Raw genomic sequence first — 19,389 nt, forward strand, 5'->3', positions numbered from 1 at the left:
TAATGAGGTTTTTGATATGCGGCAGAAGAAATATAATTTGGATTATAGTATTATAACAATCTTATTTTTATTATTTTTAATTAGTTTAATTGCTATATATAGTGGTTCAGGGCAGTATGCGCAGTCACAGCCTTATTATTTTGTGATCCGTCAGACTGTTTGGTACGTTTTTGGTATCCTGATCATGCTGGCAGTTATTTTCTTTGATTATGAGCTTTTGAAGCATCAGGCATTCAGGATGTATGCTGCTGGTATTTTTCTTCTAATTTGTGTTCATTTTTTTGGCGTCTTTCGCAATGGCTCACAACGCTGGCTAAATTTGGTTTTTTTTGAAGTGCAGCCGTCTGAGTTTATCAAAATATTTCTTATAATTTATTTGGCAGTTCTTTTGGAACGCCATGGTAATCGAAAGCTGTCTCTAAAAATGAGTATTCATTTAACATTGAAAATAATGGCAGTAACCCTTATTCCGTTTGTTTTTATCTTTCTTCAGCCGGACCTAGGTTCTGCTCTGACTATATTTGCCATTGCTTTTACAATGATTATTGTTTCCAGTATATCGATAAAAGTTATTTTACCAATACTTTTTTCAATGGCTGCTTCAGTAGCCGGTTTAGTTTTTATATATGCTTATTATTCAGATACTTTTTCCCGTTTGTTTCAATCGCATCAAATGGAAAGAATTTATGGCTGGTTAAACCCGTCAGAGTATGCGTCTGACTATGGATATCAGCTTCACCAGGCAATTATGGGCATCGGTTCAGGTCAATTAAGCGGTGCCGGATTTAATCAGGGGATGCAGATTCAAAATGGGAAGGTTCCGGAAGCACATACAGACTTTGTTTTTACAGTAATTGGAGAGGAATATGGTTTTATTGGTGCAAGCATTCTGATTCTGTTGTACTTTCTGCTTCTTTACCGGATTACAAAGATCGCTTATGAGACAAATAACTTATTTGGTGTCTATCTTTGTGTCGGTGTCATTGGAATTCTTGCTTTTCAAGTTTTCCAAAATATTGCGATGACGATAGGGTTAATGCCAATTACAGGTATTACATTACCATTTATAAGTTATGGCGGCAGCTCTCTAATAACCAATCTGATGATGGTCGGATTAGTAATTAGTGTGCAAATCCGTTCTTCCAGGGATGATTTATTCCGTAAAAAAGCTATCAGTGATTAGACAGAGGGTAATGGTAATTCTTTTTGGCTTGCCGGTAACTTTTAGACCATCTGAGATATTTTTAAGAAATTAGATGGATATTTAAGCGTCTCTTTATTTCTATCCCATGCAGGAGGCACCTCTTCTTATGAATTTAGCGCATTTAATTCCCCGTCGAAATGAACTCTATGATAAAATAGCGATACAGGTCAAACAAATCATGATGTAAGAACATATTATGTGATGAATATAATAATTATGTTATTAGAGTCAACAAGGAGAGGGTTTAAATGAAGAAAAAAGTTGGTATTGTATTTGGGGGGAAATCATCTGAGCATGAGGTTTCCTTACAATCAGCCAAAAATATTGTAGATGCTATTAATTTAGATAAGTATGAAGTACATTTGCTGGGCATTGACAAGCAGGGAAACTGGCATGTAAATGATCGTTCCCGTTATTTAATAAATGAAGAGGACCCAAGCCTGATTGCATTAAATAAAACAGGGAAGGGAATTGCTATTGTTCCTGGAGCAGAGGAGAACCAGATTATTCAGACTGGCTCTGATATAAGCATGGATCAATTGGACGTTATCTTTCCTATCGTACACGGGACACTCGGGGAGGATGGAAGCCTGCAGGGAATGCTGAAGATGGCTAATATTCCATTTGTCGGTTCCGATGTGCTTGGCTCGGCGATTAGTATGGATAAGGATATTGCCAAACGTCTGCTTCAGGATGCTGGTTTAAATGTTGCCCGCGGATATAGCTTCCGTAAAGCGAAGCAGGATCAAATAGTCTATCAGGATATTGTGGCGGGATTAGGCACACCATTGTTTATCAAGCCGGCAAATCAGGGATCTTCGGTTGGAGTACACAAAGTAGAAACAGAGGAAGAATTTAACCATGCTATTCAGGATGCTTTTATGTACGATCATAAAGTTTTAGTAGAGGAAGCTATCGAAGGACGAGAGATTGAATGCTCGGTTTTAGGTAACGATCATCCGATTGCTTCTGTACCTGGAGAAATACTTCCAACTGTCGAATTTTATTCTTACGAAGCGAAATATATTGATGAATCCGGGGCAAATCTGGAAATTCCGGCTTCGTTGGAAAAAGACGTAGCAGAAAAAATTCAAACTACTGCCATTCAAGCTTTTGAAGCACTAAATTGTGAAGGGCTGGCCAGAGTAGACGTATTTTTAAAAGAGGACAATACTATTATTATCAATGAAATTAATACATTGCCAGGTTTCACGAAAATAAGTATGTACCCTAAACTTTGGGAAGAAAGCGGGATTTCCTACCGGGAACTGATTGAGAGATTAATTGAATTGGCAATCGAACGCCATCAGAGAGATCAGCAATTAAAGAGCTCTATTTAATTGTGTCTTCCAGATTAAAAGTTGTAAAAGGATGATTGAATGTCTAACAGCAAAACAGAAAAAAATAATGCAAAAGTTTACTTTCAAAGTAATCTTCCTTCAGTGATGTTTCATTTTTTCCTGACCGTGTCTGCAATGCTGTTGGTACTCTTTACAAACCAGATAAAGGGAATATTCTTCAGTATTTTAATTATATATGCTTTGTTTGGATTGTTTTTGACTAACCAAGGGACGTTATTAAAAAATTTGCAATCTGTTTCATTGGTTTTCATTATTAATCTGATACTTTATACACTGCTCCCTGTGGTGCTGCCGCAGGCGCTGATGTTTTATTCCCTGCCATATATTTATTTGGGTTTTATAAACGGGCAATTCATTTATTTAGCTGTTATATTACCTTCTGTTTGTATGCTGATCGGGTTATACGTGAAAGTATTGATGACCAGTTTTAAAAAATAATATGCCATTAACAGGAACATTATTTGGAACAAATGTGACAGATGATCCTCCCCGGTAAATGAAAAGAAAGAGGAGCTGCGATAAATAAAGAAACAGTTCCTCTTTCTAATGAAAGCCTGGATTTCCTGTTAGCAGATGGATAAGAATGGGTATACTATGAATAGAAGCAGATACGAAGGGAGGGGACTCGCCATTTTCAATAAACGTATTCGCCATATACAACGCTATCGTGAAATACTGGTAGCTTTTTCCCGAAATGGTTTTGGTTATATTGTAAAAGAATTAGGATTGCAAAAAGTGGTTTCTTTACCTGAGAGAGTGCTCAGAGGGAAAAAAGAAATACATAATAAAACAACAGGGGAGCGAATCAGACTTTTCCTGGAGGAGTTAGGACCAACCTTTGTCAAGCTGGGGCAAATCGCAAGTACAAGAAATGATTTGATTCCACCGGATATTATAAAAGAATTGGAGAAGCTTCAGGACCAGGTCGGGAAAATTCCTTATGCCGACATACAAGAAATTGTAGAACGGGAATTAGGGGAGCCCATTGAGGAAATATTTAAGAATTTTGATCAAACTCCCTTAGCGGCTGCATCTATAGGACAAGTCCATCATGCAGTTCTGCAGACCGGGGAAGAGGTGGCTGTGAAAGTGCAGCGCCCAAATATTGAAAAGAAAATTCATACAGATTTAGAAATTTTAATGAATTTTGCAGCACTTGCAGAAACACGTTTAGAATGGGCAAAGCAATATAAAATCACAGAAATCATTGAAGAATTTAAGGCATCTATTCTGGCTGAATTGGATTATACGCTGGAAGGAAGAAATGCACATAAAATTGCAATGAATTTTAAAAATGATAAAGAAGGTGTCAAAGTTCCCGATGTTTATTGGGAATATACAACAGAACGTGTTTTGACGATGGAATTTGTCAAAGGTATAAAATTGGATGAGAATGAACAGCTTCTCAGGGAAGGCTATCAGCCCAAAATTATTGCGGAAAAATTAATTCATAACTTATTTGAACAGATTCTGATAGACGGTTTTTTTCACGCTGATCCGCATCCGGGAAATGTAATGGTTCTTCCCGGCCACCAATTATTATTTATGGATTTTGGAATGGTCGGCCGGCTGACACCGATGATGAAGGATCATTTGACAGATATGATTATTGCACTGGCACGTCAAAATACACATGCTATTGTGAAGTCTATTTATAAAATGGGTGTTGTTCCTGACGATGTAGATGACGATATGATGCGTGCAGATATGGAAGAACTGCGTGATAAATATTATGATATCCCATTTAGTCAGGTGAGCTTGGGAGAAGCAGTCAATGATTTGTTCCGTGTTGCTTCCAAACATCGAATCCGGATTCCTGCTGACCTTTCTTTAGTCGGAAAAACGCTCTTAACGCTTGAGGGTACAGTAGAAAGATTAGATCCAGATATAAGTATTGTTAAAATAGCGCAGCCTTTTGGTAAAAGATTAATAAAGGAGAAATACCGCCCGAAAAAAGTAGCTGAAGAAGTTTATGAGCAGGTCGATGATTATAAAGATATTATTCTGGATTTACCGGAGCATATCAATGCGATTTATAAGCTGCTGCGTTCCGGGAAGTTTCCTTTAGAAATATCGGTTGCCAGGGTGGACACGATTCTTAAGAAGCTTGACAGAGTCAGTAACCGGCTATCCTTCAGTATTGTACTGTTATCTTTTAGTATTATAATGGTCGGTTTAATTATCGGCTCGGCAATTGCCGGAGAAGTGTCTTACTTTTGGAGTCTGCCGGTTATTGAAATCGGTTTTGTTGTTGCAGTACTGCTGTTTATATGGTTAATTTTTTCGATTTTCAGATCGGGAAGGTTTTAGGGAAGAGAACATAAATTAACTTTGGAAAAAGAGGTGCAATTTGATGTGCACCTCTTTTATATATCATTTAACTTCATAATTAGCGAAGCAATCAGCAATTTTTAACCTATTGATTGCTGGCTTTAGTGGCTTCCTTAGAAATATTTACTTTCCAGGAAACTATGGTAGTGCTATCTCTAACATTATTACCTTGGATATTCTTCAACATAGAGTGGATACTTTTACTTTCTTTAGAGTTAAAGAAAGAATTATAAATGTTTAGCGGATCTGAATATGGCTCATTAGGGCATTCAATCAGGCCATCTGTGGTTAGAAAAAAATGATTTTCTCCTTGTCTTAATTCTTTTATTCCCACACTATAACAAGGTACTACCTGTTCAAAAGTGTTTACTTGTCCTATCCATTCATAGAATTGTCTTTGATTTAATTGATACTGACCTAATGTAGACAGTTCTGGATGAAATAAATAGAGAATACAATCCCCAACTGAAAACCACCACACATATTTATCTTTTCTTAACACAATTAAACAGGCAGTTTCTCCTTTGACATTTTGACAAGCAGATAAAAATTCTGGAGATTGAAACATATTTAATATTTTTTCTTCCAACCTTTTAAATGTTTGATGCGTTGTCGGTAAAGCTAACAAATCTTTTATTTGAGAACTTTCTTTAACGAAATTTTCTACAATAATTTCGGCACTCTCTGATGAATTATGTGCATCCAAAAGAATGGTGAATTCCCAATCTTCCTTTTCGTTTAACCATATTAAACATCCATCTTCATTTTTATATTGTCCCGCGTTCGAATTACCGCCATAACGCCCCACCACAATATGATTAAGCTGAAGAACGGCTGGTTTATCAACGAAATTTTCTTGGCTCCCTATCCAGTTAAAATTTATGATATTGTTACTCATTTTCATTTTTCTCTAAATATGTTTTTATACGACTGCAAAATTCAATAACATCTTTATTGTTGCCAAAAGGAGCGTCTTCCCAATCATAAACAGCATTAGGTCCCCAATATTCTTTAGGGGTATTTGGGTAACGAGCCACTAAGTGCATATGAAGATGAGGAACGGCATCATCCAAAACGTATGAATAAATATGTTCAGCGTTTTCACTTTCTAATAATGCTTTGCTTACTCTGGCAATAATCATACCAAATGCTTTTGCTTCTTCCATACTCATATCCCCAAGCGTTGGAGCGTGCCTTTTTAAATCAATCATAATGTGACCTAAATAATTTGGATTTCCATTTCTATCAATATGCCCCACGTAAACATATTCGTTCTCGTAAATCATAACTCCAGAAGTTTCAATATTTCCAGCATGTTTATTGCAAATAAAACAGTCTTTCAAAGGAATTCGCCCTTTTTTTAATTATTTATAGAATTATATAGGAAACAAAGTATAAATTTCTGATTATCTTTTTAAATTTTCTTAAATGCTCGTATAGCTTTATTTTATTGGCTTTCGAGCATTTTTACTGTCGGTAGATACTTCACGTTTCTTCACATATTTTCATATGACTTAGCTGCCAAAAGTGGTAAATAAATAGTAAATTCATTTGTTACTACTAAGCAGCAGGTTGTTCCTGTTGTTTTCTTTTTTCCATCTATAAATGCTGTACAAAAAGAGAGACGACAGCTATTTAAACCGTCGTCTAGAAAAAAAGAAGATATTCTTAATGCATGAAAAGAGTACTGCCAGATAACGGTTTTTTTAATTGCTATCCGCCAGTAGATTATAAAAACTGATATTACTAATATGAATTCATTAACCACATAATGCGTTTTTCTATACCTGTATGCAATTTAACAGGAACAGTAAAATATATAGAGGTGGTTTATTATGCGTAAAAGAGAGGATAAATAAGCTTTCTTTTTTAGAGTGAAATCCCCCAAAAATTATATTTCACCTTGATTTTTATCGGCATCAAAATCATATTGCTTGTCACACTCTAATTTTTCCATCTTTTAACCTATTATTTATTTTTTGTATAATCCCTTTATTTGCTCGACATATTCAACCAATTTTGTTATTAATTCTTTCGGGTAAATAATACGGACTTGATTCCCATAACTTAAAATTTGTGATATAGCCTGATCCATGGTGTAAAAATCCCTGACCACATTCAGTGTTCCATCCTGATTACTTGTGATTTCCTTTTCTCGGAAATCATCTAACACTTTTGCTCTCATCCTACTTTTAAATTGGAGATGAACAGTAAAAGGTGTTCTGTTCTTTACTGATTTTTCTCTATTTGCGTCTATATCTTCCATCACAAAAGGACGCCTGTTAAATGAACGAATCGTATCATTCACTTCTATAATACGTGTGATTTTAAATACTCGGAGTTCATCTCGTAATAAACAATAAGCCCATGTGTACCAGTTGGAGTCACTTAAATAAATTCCCATTGGTTCAATCGCTCTTTTTGTTTCTTTTCCTTTATGGTCTATATAGCGAATCTCAATCACTTTACTGTGTTGAATTGCTTTATAAATAGTTTGAATATGATTCTTTGCATTTGAAAAATGAAGTTGGATTTTTGGATCTTCTATAGGAGTAGAATCAATGAATTTATTAATTTTCGAGATTAATTTACTGATATCCTCAAATCCAGTTGCTTGTTCCATGCTCTTCAATGACCAAGTGATAGAAAATAAATCTTCTAAAGTGAGGTGACTTTTATCCAGCCGAAACCCATCCATTAATTCATAACCGCCTTCTTGCCCAGGAAGCGATAAGATGGGAAATCCAGCACGATTAAGAGAATCGATGTCTCGATATATCGTTCTTTCCGATACTTCAAAGTACCTCGATAGATCCGCTGCTTTCATTTTTTTTCTATGAATCAGTAATACAATAATTCCTAATAATCGGTCAATTTTCAAGGTTATCCCTCCTTGTGTCATTTCTTAGATATTTTGCTGTGATGGAATTGTTCTTTGTTATCAAATCATGAGGTGTACCTGAAAACATGATTTCCCCACCTTTTTTCCCGCCGCTTGGTCCGAGATCAATAATCCAATCTGCTTGTTTCATGATATCAAGGTTGTGTTCAATCACAATGACGGTACTCCCATTATCCACTAACCGATTCAAAATGGTTAATAGATGTTCGATATCTGCCAAATGGAGACCTGTTGTTGGTTCGTCGAGTACATAAATGTTTCCAGATTGGTGTAGCTCACTAGCTAATTTAATTCGTTGACATTCTCCACCAGATAATGTGTTTAGTGGTTGACCTAATTTCATATAATCCAGCCCTACTTCAGATAATACTTTTAAAGTAGAAACAACTTCATCTCTCCTAAAAAAATGCAGTGCATTCTTAACTGTCATATCTAAAATTTCCTTGATGTTTTTTCCACCTAGTGTATATTGAAGAATATAATCTTTAAAACGGTTGCCTTGGCATGTTTCACAGGTTGTTTGAACACCTTCTAAAAATGCTAAATCAGTATAAACAAACCCATTACCACCGCAGTTAGGACAAGCTCCTTTGGAATTAAAACTAAATAAGGACTCACTTACATGGTTTTCTTTTGCAAAAAATTTACGAATGGAATCCATTATACCCGTAAAAGTAGCGGGAGTTGATCTTCTAGACGTACTAATTGCCTTTTGATCAATAACAACAATATCTTCAAAGTTGGGAACAAGTTCTTGATGTACCAGGCTGCTTTTACCCGATCCTGCAACTCCTGTTACAACAGTTAATGTATTTATTGGAAACTTGACATTAAACCCTTTTAAGTTATGTGCTGTTGCATTTTTGATTTCCAAATAGCCTTGTGGTTGGCGAACAAATTCTTTTATAAGTGTTCTCGAATTCATATACTGTCCAGTCAATGTTTTGGAATGAATCAGACCTAGAAAATCACCCTCATACACAATTTCCCCACCATTTTCTCCAGCTCTAGGACCTACATCAATAATATGATCAGCAATAGTAATGACATCACGATCATGTTCTACCACAATCACTGTATTTCCTTTATCACGCAATTTTTTTAACATTTGGTTTAAATTCGTAACATCACGAGGGTGCAGACCAATACTAGGCTCATCAAAAATATAAATCATATCCACCAAATTACTATTCAAATGCCTAACCATTTTAATACGTTGTGATTCGCCTCCTGATAAAGTAGAGGTTTCCCTATCTAAAGTGAGGTAACCTAACCCCATATTTAACAGATGAGAAATTCTTGTAAGTAATCCACAAATAAGTGGAGTTACTTTTTCCTCTTCGATAGATTGAAGAAAATGATAAAGATCCTCTACTTCCATTGAGGAAAGTTCTGCAATGTTATAGGAATTAATTTTAGAGCTTAACGTATTATCATTTAATCTTGTCCCATTACAAGCAGAGCAGTGCCCTGAAATGGTATATTCTTTCACGTAATCCTGTGTTTTTTTGGAGTGTTGACTTAGATCTCTTTTCAGATAAAGCCTGTCGAATTTGATTAACACACCTTCGTAGTCAGAATTGATATCACCAGCACTTGAGGGTAACTTAATCTTAATATTTTTTCCATATAACAGTTGATTCCATTCACTTTTTGTATAATTTTCTAGTTTCTTATCATTATCAAAAAGTCCTGACAAAACATAGGATTTCCAATAAAAGCTATTCACTTTGAATAGGGGAAATCTTATTGCTCCCTGATTTAAAGATTTTGTCGTATCAAACATCTTACATACATTCGGCAGCATTTGTCGTCCCAATCCTTCACATTTAGGGCACATTCCTTGGGGATCATTAAATGAAAAAACATTTGAATATCCGATATAGGGAATACCAATTCTAGAAAATAGAAGGCGTAACAATGAATAAATATCTGTAATGGTTCCAAGTGTGGAACGTGCATTACCTCCTAGTCTTTTCTGATCAATAACAATGGCTGGTGAAAGGTTTTCAATCAATTCTGCGTCAGGTTCACTATATTTAGGTAAACGATTTTGTATAAAAGTAGTGAAAGTCTGATTTAACTGTCGTTGTGCTTCTTTGCTGATTGTATCAAATGCGATAGACGATTTTCCAGATCCAGAAACACCCGTTAATACGGTAAGTTTTTTCTTTGGTATCCTAAGTGTTACATTTTTTAAGTTGTTTTCCTTTAGTCCAACAAGTTTAATAAATTGATTTTCACTCATAGTAATCGCTCCTGTATATTTGTTGTAATATAAATCAAATTATACAGGAGCTGCCTGACAACATTATGTCAGGGATTAAATTTTTTCTAATCAAGCTCAAAGTGCAATATTACATTCTACTTGCAAAGAGCTATATTTTTTTGTTTTCAATAATTTTAATATAATATCAAAGCCTTTGATTCATCTGCCTTCCTTTTAATATAAAAGGAGTAATATTGGTATAGTTTTCTAAAAATTCGTATCTCTCTGCAGCAAAAAAGAGGCACCAATTCATATGCAAATTGTGCCTCTAATGAGGTTGTAAGTTAATATTTTCTCACCAATAACCAAACCCGTTATTGTTCGGATATAAGCTTTTTTGAATTATTTTATTAAAATACTTTATCGCCATTAAAGATGGAGTTCTTAACCACTACATAATCTACTGTGCGGATAGAATCTAAATGCTTGCCGCCGGCATAAGAAATAGAAGATTGAAGATCCTGCTCCATTTCAGTCAACGTATCCTGAAGCGCGCCTTTATGCTCCACATACATTTTCTTGCCTTCTACGTTTTTCTTTTCACCTTTTTGGAATTCTGATGCAGAACCAAAGTATTCCTTTAATTTTTTACCGTCTTTTTCAATTGTCTCTCCTGGTGATTCTTCATGGCCGGCAAATAAAGAGCCGATCATTACCATAGAAGCTCCAAAGCGTACAGATTTTGCAACATCTCCATGCGTCCGGATGCCGCCGTCTGCAATAATTGGCTTGGTTGCTGCTTTTGCACACCAGCGAAGTGCTGCTAATTGCCAGCCGCCAGTGCCAAAACCGGTTTTAATTTTAGTAATACATACTTTACCGGGTCCGATACCAACCTTTGTAGCATCTGCTCCGGCGTGTTCAAGCTCGCGGACGGCTTCTGGTGTGCCGACATTTCCAGCGATTAAAAAGCTGTCAGGTAAATGCTTTTTGATATGCTTGATCATACGGATAACGGAATCAGAATGTCCATGTGCAATATCAATTGTAATATATTCAGGTATCAGGTTGTCATTAGCAAGTTCTTCAACAAATTCATACTCTTCGTCTTTTACACCTACACTGATAGAAGCGTATAAATCCTGTTCTTGCATTGTTTTAATAAAGTCAACACGCTTTTCCGGTTCAAAGCGGTGCATAATATAGAAATAATTATTTTCAGCTAAATAGGTTGCAATTTTTTCATCTATAATGGTCTGCATATTTGCAGGAACAACCGGTAACTTAAAGGACCTTCCACCAAACTCAATGGATGTATCACATTCTGAACGGCTATTTACAACACATTTTGCGGGAACTAACTGGATATCTTCATAATCAAAAACGTTTTCCATGAAAAAACACTCCTAAACACGAATAAAATTTGTATTATATATTAAAAACATTCGCCTTTAGTAATTTAACCCAATAAGGATATTTTGTCAACGTTTTATGCTCGAATATCGACAAAATAATTAGAAAATAAGAAACAGGAGTTTTCCGAACAATTCTTTGTAATAAAGCAACGTTTTTAATAGACAAGGACAGACATGATATAATGAGAAATCAAATCAAAGAATTGGATGAAAGAGGGGAGAAAAAGCGGAAAATACTAATCAATCCTGTGAAGAAGTATGAAAATCAGCAGAAGAATCTTTATCCTCAAAAAGAATTACAGATGCTGATGTGACAGGCAATACAATAGCATATCTGTGCAGACTGATGCGGCAAGGAATATAGTAGGGGAGTCTGTGAAAATATCAGATGGAGCAGTAATGAGATAATATTAAAAAAGGACTAACAGGGCGACTGCCGCAACTCCCAGTTCCTCGCTTTCTTCAATACCGCCTTCCTGCTCCATCATTGTATTTTTTTAAGAAATAGATTATCTTATTCTTCATTATCTTTATTTTTTTCTATACACAATATCTCCGCCAATAATTGTCATTTCAATACTAGTATCCAGTAGTCCATCAGCATCCTTTAATTGAAATGGGTCAGCAGAATAGACTGTCATATCTGCAAGCTTGCCCCGGGAGATTGTTCCCTTTATTTTTTCTTCATTGGTTGTGTAAGCTGCATATTTTGTAAATAAATAAAATGCCTCCTGCGTGCTTAGCTTCTGCTCAGGATACCAGCCGTTATGAGCTTCTCCTGGAGCTTTTCTTGTAACAGCAGCATGAATTCCAAGTAAAGGATTAATTGGTTCAACAGGTGCATCTGATCCGCCTCCGCAAATAACATTGTTGTTCAGCAAGGTTTTCCAGGCATAGGCAAAAGGCATTCGGTCTTCCCCGAGTCGATCTTTTACCCAGGGATAATCACTCGCAAGGAAGCGGGGCTGAATATCAACGATACGATCAGGCGTTGCTAGACGCTTTACTAACTCAGAGTTGATAACCTGCGCATGTATCAGGCGGTCTCTATATGCAGCAGCTGGAAATTGATCCAGGATGTCAAGCACATTTTCTAATGCCTGATCACCAATCGTATGAACGGCAACAGGCATTGCAAGCTCTCGCGCACGTTTAACAATATTGTAAAGGGTATCCTGGGAAAGCATGGCCTCGCCAAATTGTCCAGGTTGATCAGAATAAGTCTCTTTTAATAATGCGGTTCTTCTGCCAAACGCACCGTCTGCAAATATTTTAATTGCCCCAATTTGCAGTGTGTTATCCCCGTAACCGGCATACATACCTTCTTTGTGAAGGTCTTCCAGGAAATCATAATCAATTAAAAGATTTGTCCGCAACCCCATACCTTCCTGATTTAATAATTCCTGATAGAGGCGATAGGTTTGCTGCAAACCTCCTAAATAAGCCGGGTCATTGGAGTGGACACTAGTAATACCGTATTGAATAACAGTGGAAATGGTTTTTTGGAGTGCTTTTTTCCACGTGTCATAAGATTTATCAGGAATTTTAGCTTTAAATAATGTGGATGCCGATTCCAAAATTAATCCGTTAGGCTCTCCGTCTTCACCCATCACAATCTCACCGCTCTCTGGAACAGGCAGGCTGCTGGAATAATTAATTTGCTCAAGAGCTTTGGAATTTACCACTGCAGCATGTTCACATATTCTTGTAAGAAAAAGCGGGTGATGTGGGGCAACAGCATCAAGCTCCTGTTTTGTCGGCAGTCCGCCATCTGTAAATAAATTTTCGTCCCAGCCGGCACCAAGCAGCCACTCGCCTTTTTTCAGGGTATTGGCATGCTGTTTGATTTTATTTAAGAATACTTCTTTCTTGGTGACCCCGGTCACATCTAAATCAATAAATTTCATTGCCTGCATAGAGAGGTGGAGGTGGGTGTCAGTTAATCCCGGCGTAGCTGTTTTTCCCTCAAGGTCTATAATTGTATCGCTTTTTGTACTCCAAAAAGCAAGTATTTGATTACTTGAACCCATATCAATAAAACGTCCGTCTTTGACAACAACAGCCTCTACTATCGGATGAGACGATTCAAATGTATGTATAACACCATTGGTATATATCGTTATCATCGAGATTCTCCTTGTCTAAATTATCCTATGGTAATCTTTATTTAATTTCATTTATAAATGACTCAACTTTCACACCTTAAAAATTAACTTGCTTATCATAGAGACAGGTGTTGATCCTTCCATCTATCTCTTGACAAAAGCATAAACTCTATCCAGGAAAAAGGTGATGTATGAGATCACCGATGGAAGGGCGTTCTATACAGGTTGAAACAGCTGACTAAATAGAAATTAAATCAGATAAACTGTACTGTGTATTTATCTTACCAAAATTGTTTCATTTTAACAGCAGGAAGATTGACATTTTCAGAAATTTTATTATATACTGGATTCAACAAAGTTGAATAAAATGAAACTGAATTGAATTGTAAATTAAATTGAAAAGAGCATTCCTCAGTTTTAATTGTACTTGTGCAAATAACATTTCATTTCTATTTTCATAAATTAAAATGAAAACGGATACAACGGGAGGGATTTTGATGCGCGGCTTACCAAGCAATGTCTATTTGAAGGAAGTAGGGCCAAGAGACGGGCTGCAGAATGAGAAGCAATGGATTTCTACAGATGATAAGGTTGTCTGGATTAATATGCTTTCAAAAACAGGTGTTTCGGAAATTGAGTATTCTTCCTTTGTTCATCCCAAAATGATTCCGGCATTAAAGGATGCAAGAGAGGTAGGAAAGCGGATTATTCGTAAAAGTGGAGTTGCATATTCTGCTTTAGTTCCAAATATGAAGGGATTAGAGTACGCTTTGGAAGCAGGTATCGATGGAGCATCGGTATTTATGTCGGCAAGCGAGACGCATAACAGGAAAAATATTAATAAAAGTATTTCTGAGACATACCCGGTACTGACAGAGGTCATTAAAGAAGCTAAAAATGCAGGAAAAATTGTAACAGGATATGTATCTACGGTCTTTGATTGCCCATATGAAGGACGAATTTCTGTAGATGATGTACTCGGGGTATGCGGCCAATTAATTGATAGCGGGGTAGATTATCTTTCACTTGGAGATACAATTGGAACTGCTGTACCAACGCAGGTGGAGAATCTGCTTGAGGGGCTTTTTCCTTATTTTCCAAAGGATAAGCTGATACTGCATTTCCATGATACAAGAGGAATGGCGATAGCTAATATCATGACGGCACTTCATATGGGAATTACCCGGTTTGACAGCACTGTCGGAGGTTTAGGAGGCTGCCCTTATGCGCCGGGAGCTGCAGGGAATGTTGCTACCAATGATGTTTTATATTTATTAAATGGACTTGGAATTGAAACAGGAATTAATGAGAAACGCATTCAGGAAGCAAGTATTTATATTCAAAATAAGCTGGGAAAAACGTTGCCAAGCAGATCAGTAGCTTATTTAAAAAATGCTTGAAATAGCGGTAACTAGTATAAAAGTCTTGTCAATACATACTTGACAAGACTTTTATTATGCGTCAGAAATTCATTTCTTTTAATTGCTGTATAAATTCCTTTAATGCTTCCAGATCAGTTGATTCTATCCATGTGTTCAATGCAGTAACATCCCCGGCAATATATAAAGATAAAACATGCTGCAATTCTTCCTGATAGTCATCTCTGTTTTTTGATTCTTCATTCATATGATGCAAAATAATGCTCCAATCTGTATATTGGGAAGCTGCATATTGACTTGGATATCGCATAGCCAAATCAATTATTTCATCAATACTTTGTCCGCCAAGCAGTTCCAGCACGAACCAATTTTCCAGATCAGCATTGTTCCAGTCACTGTTCGCAGCTTTTTGAAAGAATGTACGTGCCTGTTCTTTTTTACTTTGAAATAAGAGAGCTGATGCATGGGAGGACGCCTCATAGCCGTCCAATATGTTATTAGTCCAATTGATGTACTGCTGAAACCAGTGATTATAATTATCCCAATCGCGCTGATACTGATAATAATCTAGAATCTCCCAGGCATAATCTGCATTTTCAGTCTGCTCTGCAAGCATAATGTAGTAGGGGAGGGCAAGTTCTGTACGATTTAACCAGGTTCCATCACTTTCCACCCCAATCATTGCTGTAATCATACGTAAGCTGTGCAAATCGGATTTGTCTTTCTTCACATTTAATTTATATTCCTGTAAAGCTTCCTTCAGCTTTCCATCAAGGAGCAGCTCATCTGCACTCGTCAGTTCTCTGTTTTGCAAATGAATCATTGGAATGTTATTTATATTTTCCTCACTTAACCGATAACCGCCACTGGAACTAATCAGCTGGTCTTGATTGTCATAAGCAGACACTCCCCAAGAGTAGGTTCCTTCCGGATTAGAAAAACCGAGCAGGGAAGCAGGTTCAAAAAAGTCTTCTTTGGTATCCTCCTCATTTAAAATAAAGTTTGTTGAAAGAGCGTATAAATCTTCCAGTTCAACGGTAGTTTTATGGCTTGTTATTCTAGTATCTAATTTCACGCTATAGCTGGCTCCATCTTCTTCTGCGGTAAATTCCAACATATAATAACTTGCACCTTCCACAGGCCCCCATTCTAAATCGAAATGATCTTCCTGAATTACTGCTTCATTTACTGGCTGGACCAGATTAATAACTGGTTCTAAGGTGATATCATATACTTCATCATTGTTTCCGTCTAAGGAAAGGACATCACCAGCTTCAAATGGAACCATATAGCCATCTATCATATCCAAACTGAGTCCGGCGGTGATTTCATAATTCCCGGGTAACACATGATCAAACGAAAATTCGCCATTTTCATTTGTCTCCGTATGATTTTCTTCATTTGAAAAGATAGAGTAATTAGCAAACGCAGTATCGCGTAGAAATATACCTGCACCGGCTATCGGAGTTCCATCTGCATAGATGACTCTCCCTGTTACTTTTTTTAAAGGTTCATCTGTTAATAAAGCGTATTGAAGACGATTATTCAGTGCCTGCAGTTTTTCGTATAAAACAGAATCTGTAAGCGTAATATCTCCCCCGCTTTTTTCAATATCCGTTAATATTTGTCCGACCGTATTTGCTGCCAGCTCTGTTTGCCCTTGTTGAATTTGCATTTCCGCTTCTGCTTTTGCTATTTGTATTTGTAAATCCATATTCGAAGGGTCTGCATATTTCTTTAATTCCTTCAGTATATTTTCAGCTCCCTGAAAGTTACGAAGCTGTACACTTGCTTCTATTGAAAAAAGCTGCAGCTCCTGTAATAGAAAAGGATCACCATTTTGTTTCAATCGTTTTAGACCCTGTCCAAAGGTTTCTTCAGATAACTCTGGCTTACCATTCTGTTGATAATAAAAAGCAAGATTTCTAACTGCATAAGGATATTCCGATTGTAAGGGACCGTTTTCTATATAGTCCTGCAGATAGGGAAGTTTTTCAGTCCATGTAAATTTTGAATACATACCGTTCGTCGAGGTAGATCCGGATCCTGAGGGAGAGATGTTTATATCATATAAACTGCCATCTGTTGTATCCACCATATATGTTTGAACAGCATCATATCTTTGTTTTTTTGTTATTTTTTTATCTAAAACACCGAGTAATTTTTCATTACCGGCAGGTTCCCCATTTTCGATTTTTTGCTTTGCTATCCATAACTCTGCCTGTGGGAGAAGAAAGATCATACACACTGGTAATATAATAAGGAAAACAGCAAGCATCCAGGTGAGATGCTTTACTTTTAATTTAACTCTCATTTTCAATCTTCCTCTCAAATTGCTGCTGCAGATAAGTGCTTCCGCCAAACTCAATGAATAAAGGTTCATCGTCCACCGGTTTATTTCCGTTTAATCCAATGAAGGTGAAAATAGCTAATCCCGTAATAAAAACAGTACTGACAGGGATAACAGGAATTGAAATTTCCTTATTCCAGAAGCGGTGCCATTTTGTTCTTTGTTCCTTTTCTTTCAGCTTCTGTAAAACATTCTCCTGTTTTGTAAAATGTATTGAATGCAGATCCGAATCCAGTTTTTCCTTTGTTTTAGTTTTATCAGTCATCTAATTTCGCCTCCATTCCCGGTTGACGTTAATACACTTTTTAAAGAATTACGCCCCCGCTTTAATCTGGATTTAATCGTGCTCTCCTTTGTTTTGGTAAGATGAGAAATTTCTGCAATCGCTAAGTCGTTATAATAATAAAGAATAATGACTTCACGATATTTATAAGGAAGCTGTTGAATCGCATGAGCCAGCTCTGAATTTCTTTCTGTAACTAAGGTATTGTCCTCAGGTGTCGGGTTGCCATCAATAGAGCTCTCAAGTTTATCATTACTTGAAGAAAATACATTTTTTAAGGCAGATTTACGCATAATGCTCCGGCAGTGATTTAATAAAATGGTTGTTAACCAGGCTTTTAACCGATCCGGATTTTCCAGCTGATGTATTTTTTGAAAAGCATTTAGAAAAGTATCCTGAACAATTTCTTGAGAGAGCTGATAATCCTTTAATAGAAGAAAAGCGGTGCGGGTTAAATAATCACCATATAGCTGCATGGTTTCTATGTAAGCTTCTTCATTCTGTTGCCTGATACGTTTTGCGAGTTCCAATAAATTATCACTCCTTTCACTATATAGATGCTTTTTTTGATTCACAGGTTGCATAAAACGGAAAAATTATTAATTTATTCTCTTTATGCATGATACAGAGTAATTATAGTATAGAAAACAAAGTAAAAATATCACTTTTCAAAGACTGTTATTTTTTAGAATAGTATCAGAGTTTAGATTGACTACACTGGTTTGTCTGGCTTATGATTAAATATACTACAGAGAATATGAATTCAGTTTAGCGGGAAGGAATGAGCAGTATCGAATTACATAAAATCGGCGAAAAAATTAAGTATGCAAGACGTCGGGAGAATAAGACACAGCAAGAAATTGCGGACGCTTCCAAAATTTCTAAGAGTCTCCTGTCCAAAATTGAGAATGGACAGACAGCTTCAGCAATAGCTACCTTATCCAGGATTTGTGATAGTCTCCATATACAGCTGACATGGGTATTAGATGACAATGAGGAGCAGGATATTGTCGTTCAGAAGAAGAGGAACCGGCCACAAAAAGTAGGGGACGAAAGTATGGGGTATTCCTATGAAATTCTGGCCAATCGTTCACAATATAGCGGGATTGAACCGACTATTGTACATGTTACGCCTAAATCTCTGAATCTGCGTGATGAAAAAACGTATACGCATTCACAGGATGAATTTATTTATATATTAGAAGGGGAAATTGAATTATTATACGATGGAAAAAAGCAGCTGCTTCAAACAGGAGACAGTGCTTATTTTGCCGGCTCTAAGCCGCATTTATTTCTTCCCGTGGATGACCAGGAGGCGAAAGTGCTGACATGTTTTATTGATCGGGTTTGAGTAAGGGGAGGCAAAATAATGAATCGATCTGAATGTCCTTTTTGTTATCCGTATTTAATAAAGAATCAGCAAATTATATTAGAAAATGAAAAAGCAATGTTTTTACAATTAGACGAAGCGCAGGAGTCAGGTATTGCTCTTGAAGGGGCTGGAGTAATTGTGACCAAAGCGCATCGTGTCACTCCATTTGATTTAACAGATGAAGAATGGCTGTCCATCAAGGAGCTTTTACAAAGAGTCAAATATATAATCGACGAAAAACATGCACCAGCTGGTTATAACATTGGCTGGAATAGCGGTGAAGTTGCCGGACAGCATATTATGCATGCGCACTTGCATGTATTGCCCCGTTATGAAGACGAACAAATGAAAGGGAAGGGGATACGGTATTTATTTAAAAATGGATCGAACAGCAGGATGGGAAATGACTAAGCAAAATTGGAATAAAAAATGACCTTCTCTCAAAAAAGGAGAAAGTCATTTTTTAATTTTATAGTTT

Annotated in this window: 17 protein-coding genes; 8 read left to right on the plus strand and 9 right to left on the minus strand. The window is 36.6% G+C overall.

Going from position 1 to position 19,389, the window contains the following annotated elements; translation table 11 throughout:
- The first annotated feature begins 16 nt into the window (after positions 1-16).
- From rodA to IEX29_RS07200, 4 genes are all read left to right on the plus strand, one after another.
- Positions 17-1,183 carry a rod shape-determining protein RodA gene (gene rodA / locus IEX29_RS07185; protein WP_188733772.1) on the plus strand — a complete coding sequence of 389 codons (1,167 nt, stop codon included), beginning with the start codon at positions 17-19 and terminating at the stop codon, positions 1,181-1,183.
- Positions 1,184-1,452: 269 nt separating this feature from the next.
- Positions 1,453-2,544 carry a D-alanine--D-alanine ligase gene (ddlA, locus tag IEX29_RS07190; RefSeq protein WP_188733773.1) on the plus strand — a complete coding sequence of 364 codons (1,092 nt, stop codon included), beginning with the start codon at positions 1,453-1,455 and terminating at the stop codon, positions 2,542-2,544.
- Positions 2,545-2,583: 39 nt separating this feature from the next.
- Entirely contained in the window at positions 2,584-3,003 is a 420-nt protein-coding gene (locus IEX29_RS07195) for a hypothetical protein (protein WP_188733774.1), read from the plus strand.
- 156 nt (positions 3,004-3,159) lie between these two features.
- A complete protein-coding gene (locus IEX29_RS07200) occupies positions 3,160-4,875 on the plus strand; it encodes an ABC1 kinase family protein (RefSeq protein ID WP_188733775.1) in 1,716 nt (571 codons plus the stop codon).
- A 106-nt stretch (positions 4,876-4,981) separates the two neighbouring features.
- Here the strand turns inward: IEX29_RS07200 and IEX29_RS07205 are convergent, their stop codons facing one another.
- The 5 genes from IEX29_RS07205 to guaC all read right to left on the minus strand — a co-directional run bounded on the left by IEX29_RS07205 (position 4,982) and on the right by guaC (position 11,401).
- Positions 4,982-5,794, minus strand: a complete 813-nt coding sequence (locus IEX29_RS07205; RefSeq protein WP_188733776.1) for a PP2C family serine/threonine-protein phosphatase — start codon at positions 5,792-5,794, stop codon at positions 4,982-4,984.
- Positions 5,787-6,239: an HIT family protein gene (locus tag IEX29_RS07210; protein WP_188733777.1), complete on the minus strand. Its 453-nt coding sequence runs from the start codon at positions 6,237-6,239 to the stop codon at positions 5,787-5,789. Before IEX29_RS07210 ends, IEX29_RS07205 begins: the two co-directional genes overlap by 8 nt.
- Positions 6,240-6,868: 629 nt before the next feature.
- A complete protein-coding gene (locus IEX29_RS07215) occupies positions 6,869-7,777 on the minus strand; it encodes a helix-turn-helix transcriptional regulator (RefSeq protein WP_188733778.1) in 909 nt (302 codons plus the stop codon).
- Positions 7,767-10,046 (minus strand): ATP-binding cassette domain-containing protein, encoded by a 2,280-nt coding sequence (locus IEX29_RS07220; protein ID WP_188733779.1) that lies wholly within the window; start codon positions 10,044-10,046, stop codon positions 7,767-7,769. Before IEX29_RS07220 ends, IEX29_RS07215 begins: the two co-directional genes overlap by 11 nt.
- A gap of 371 nt (positions 10,047-10,417) precedes the next feature.
- A complete protein-coding gene (gene guaC, locus IEX29_RS07225) occupies positions 10,418-11,401 on the minus strand; it encodes a GMP reductase (protein ID WP_188733780.1) in 984 nt (327 codons plus the stop codon).
- A 203-nt stretch (positions 11,402-11,604) separates the two neighbouring features.
- Between guaC and IEX29_RS26975 the strand changes: the two genes are divergently transcribed.
- Complete coding sequence (locus IEX29_RS26975) at positions 11,605-11,736, plus strand: hypothetical protein (RefSeq protein ID WP_268239027.1); 132 nt, start codon at positions 11,605-11,607, stop codon at positions 11,734-11,736.
- Between the two features lie 216 nt (positions 11,737-11,952).
- On the opposite strand, the gene IEX29_RS07230 is transcribed toward IEX29_RS26975, so the two are convergent.
- A complete protein-coding gene (locus tag IEX29_RS07230; protein ID WP_188733781.1) occupies positions 11,953-13,548 on the minus strand; it encodes an amidohydrolase in 1,596 nt (531 codons plus the stop codon).
- Between the two features lie 476 nt (positions 13,549-14,024).
- Between IEX29_RS07230 and IEX29_RS07235 the strand changes: the two genes are divergently transcribed.
- On the plus strand, positions 14,025-14,927 hold the full coding sequence (locus IEX29_RS07235; RefSeq protein ID WP_188733782.1) for a hydroxymethylglutaryl-CoA lyase: 903 nt from the start codon (positions 14,025-14,027) through the stop codon (positions 14,925-14,927).
- Positions 14,928-14,988: 61 nt separating this feature from the next.
- Here IEX29_RS07235 and IEX29_RS07240 read toward each other — a convergent pair whose 3' ends face one another.
- Genes IEX29_RS07240 through IEX29_RS07250 form a run of 3 tightly spaced genes read right to left on the minus strand, consistent with a single transcriptional unit; the run spans position 14,989 to position 18,069 of the window.
- A complete protein-coding gene (locus IEX29_RS07240; RefSeq protein ID WP_188733783.1) occupies positions 14,989-17,220 on the minus strand; it encodes a carboxypeptidase-like regulatory domain-containing protein in 2,232 nt (743 codons plus the stop codon).
- Positions 17,210-17,521: a hypothetical protein gene (locus tag IEX29_RS07245; protein ID WP_188733784.1), complete on the minus strand. Its 312-nt coding sequence runs from the start codon at positions 17,519-17,521 to the stop codon at positions 17,210-17,212. The genes IEX29_RS07240 and IEX29_RS07245 overlap by 11 nt, the downstream gene beginning before the upstream one ends.
- The gene (locus IEX29_RS07250) at positions 17,518-18,069 is read right to left on the minus strand and encodes an RNA polymerase sigma factor (protein WP_188733785.1); all 552 of its coding nucleotides are present in this window, start codon (positions 18,067-18,069) and stop codon (positions 17,518-17,520) included. The genes IEX29_RS07245 and IEX29_RS07250 overlap by 4 nt, the downstream gene beginning before the upstream one ends.
- Positions 18,070-18,320: 251 nt before the next feature.
- Here IEX29_RS07250 and IEX29_RS07255 point away from each other — a divergent pair, with 251 nt between their 5' ends.
- Positions 18,321-18,890, plus strand: coding sequence for a helix-turn-helix domain-containing protein (locus tag IEX29_RS07255; protein WP_188733786.1), 570 nt, complete (start codon positions 18,321-18,323; stop codon positions 18,888-18,890).
- A gap of 18 nt (positions 18,891-18,908) precedes the next feature.
- A complete protein-coding gene (locus IEX29_RS07260) occupies positions 18,909-19,322 on the plus strand; it encodes an HIT family protein (protein WP_188733787.1) in 414 nt (137 codons plus the stop codon).
- Positions 19,323-19,389: the final 67 nt, after the last annotated feature.

It is taken from the genome of Oceanobacillus neutriphilus (assembly GCF_014645515.1).
Lineage (GTDB): Bacteria > Bacillota > Bacilli > Bacillales > Amphibacillaceae > Oceanobacillus > Oceanobacillus neutriphilus.

What these genes read in the sequence shown, in the direction of transcription:
- rodA (WP_188733772.1), top strand. Translation starts at nt 17, where the DNA reads ATGCGGCAGAAGAAATATAATTTGGATTATAGTATTATAACAATCTTA.
- ddlA (WP_188733773.1), top strand. Translation starts at nt 1,453, where the DNA reads ATGAAGAAAAAAGTTGGTATTGTATTTGGGGGGAAATCATCTGAGCAT.
- IEX29_RS07195 (WP_188733774.1), top strand. Translation starts at nt 2,584, where the DNA reads ATGTCTAACAGCAAAACAGAAAAAAATAATGCAAAAGTTTACTTTCAA.
- IEX29_RS07200 (WP_188733775.1), top strand. Translation starts at nt 3,160, where the DNA reads ATGAATAGAAGCAGATACGAAGGGAGGGGACTCGCCATTTTCAATAAA.
- IEX29_RS07205 (WP_188733776.1), bottom strand. Translation starts at nt 5,794, where the DNA reads ATGAGTAACAATATCATAAATTTTAACTGGATAGGGAGCCAAGAAAAT.
- IEX29_RS07220 (WP_188733779.1), bottom strand. Translation starts at nt 10,046, where the DNA reads ATGAGTGAAAATCAATTTATTAAACTTGTTGGACTAAAGGAAAACAAC.
- guaC (WP_188733780.1), bottom strand. Translation starts at nt 11,401, where the DNA reads ATGGAAAACGTTTTTGATTATGAAGATATCCAGTTAGTTCCCGCAAAA.
- IEX29_RS26975 (WP_268239027.1), top strand. Translation starts at nt 11,605, where the DNA reads ATGAGAAATCAAATCAAAGAATTGGATGAAAGAGGGGAGAAAAAGCGG.
- IEX29_RS07230 (WP_188733781.1), bottom strand. Translation starts at nt 13,548, where the DNA reads ATGATAACGATATATACCAATGGTGTTATACATACATTTGAATCGTCT.
- IEX29_RS07235 (WP_188733782.1), top strand. Translation starts at nt 14,025, where the DNA reads ATGCGCGGCTTACCAAGCAATGTCTATTTGAAGGAAGTAGGGCCAAGA.
- IEX29_RS07240 (WP_188733783.1), bottom strand. Translation starts at nt 17,220, where the DNA reads ATGAGAGTTAAATTAAAAGTAAAGCATCTCACCTGGATGCTTGCTGTT.
- IEX29_RS07245 (WP_188733784.1), bottom strand. Translation starts at nt 17,521, where the DNA reads ATGACTGATAAAACTAAAACAAAGGAAAAACTGGATTCGGATCTGCAT.
- IEX29_RS07255 (WP_188733786.1), top strand. Translation starts at nt 18,321, where the DNA reads ATGAGCAGTATCGAATTACATAAAATCGGCGAAAAAATTAAGTATGCA.
- IEX29_RS07260 (WP_188733787.1), top strand. Translation starts at nt 18,909, where the DNA reads ATGAATCGATCTGAATGTCCTTTTTGTTATCCGTATTTAATAAAGAAT.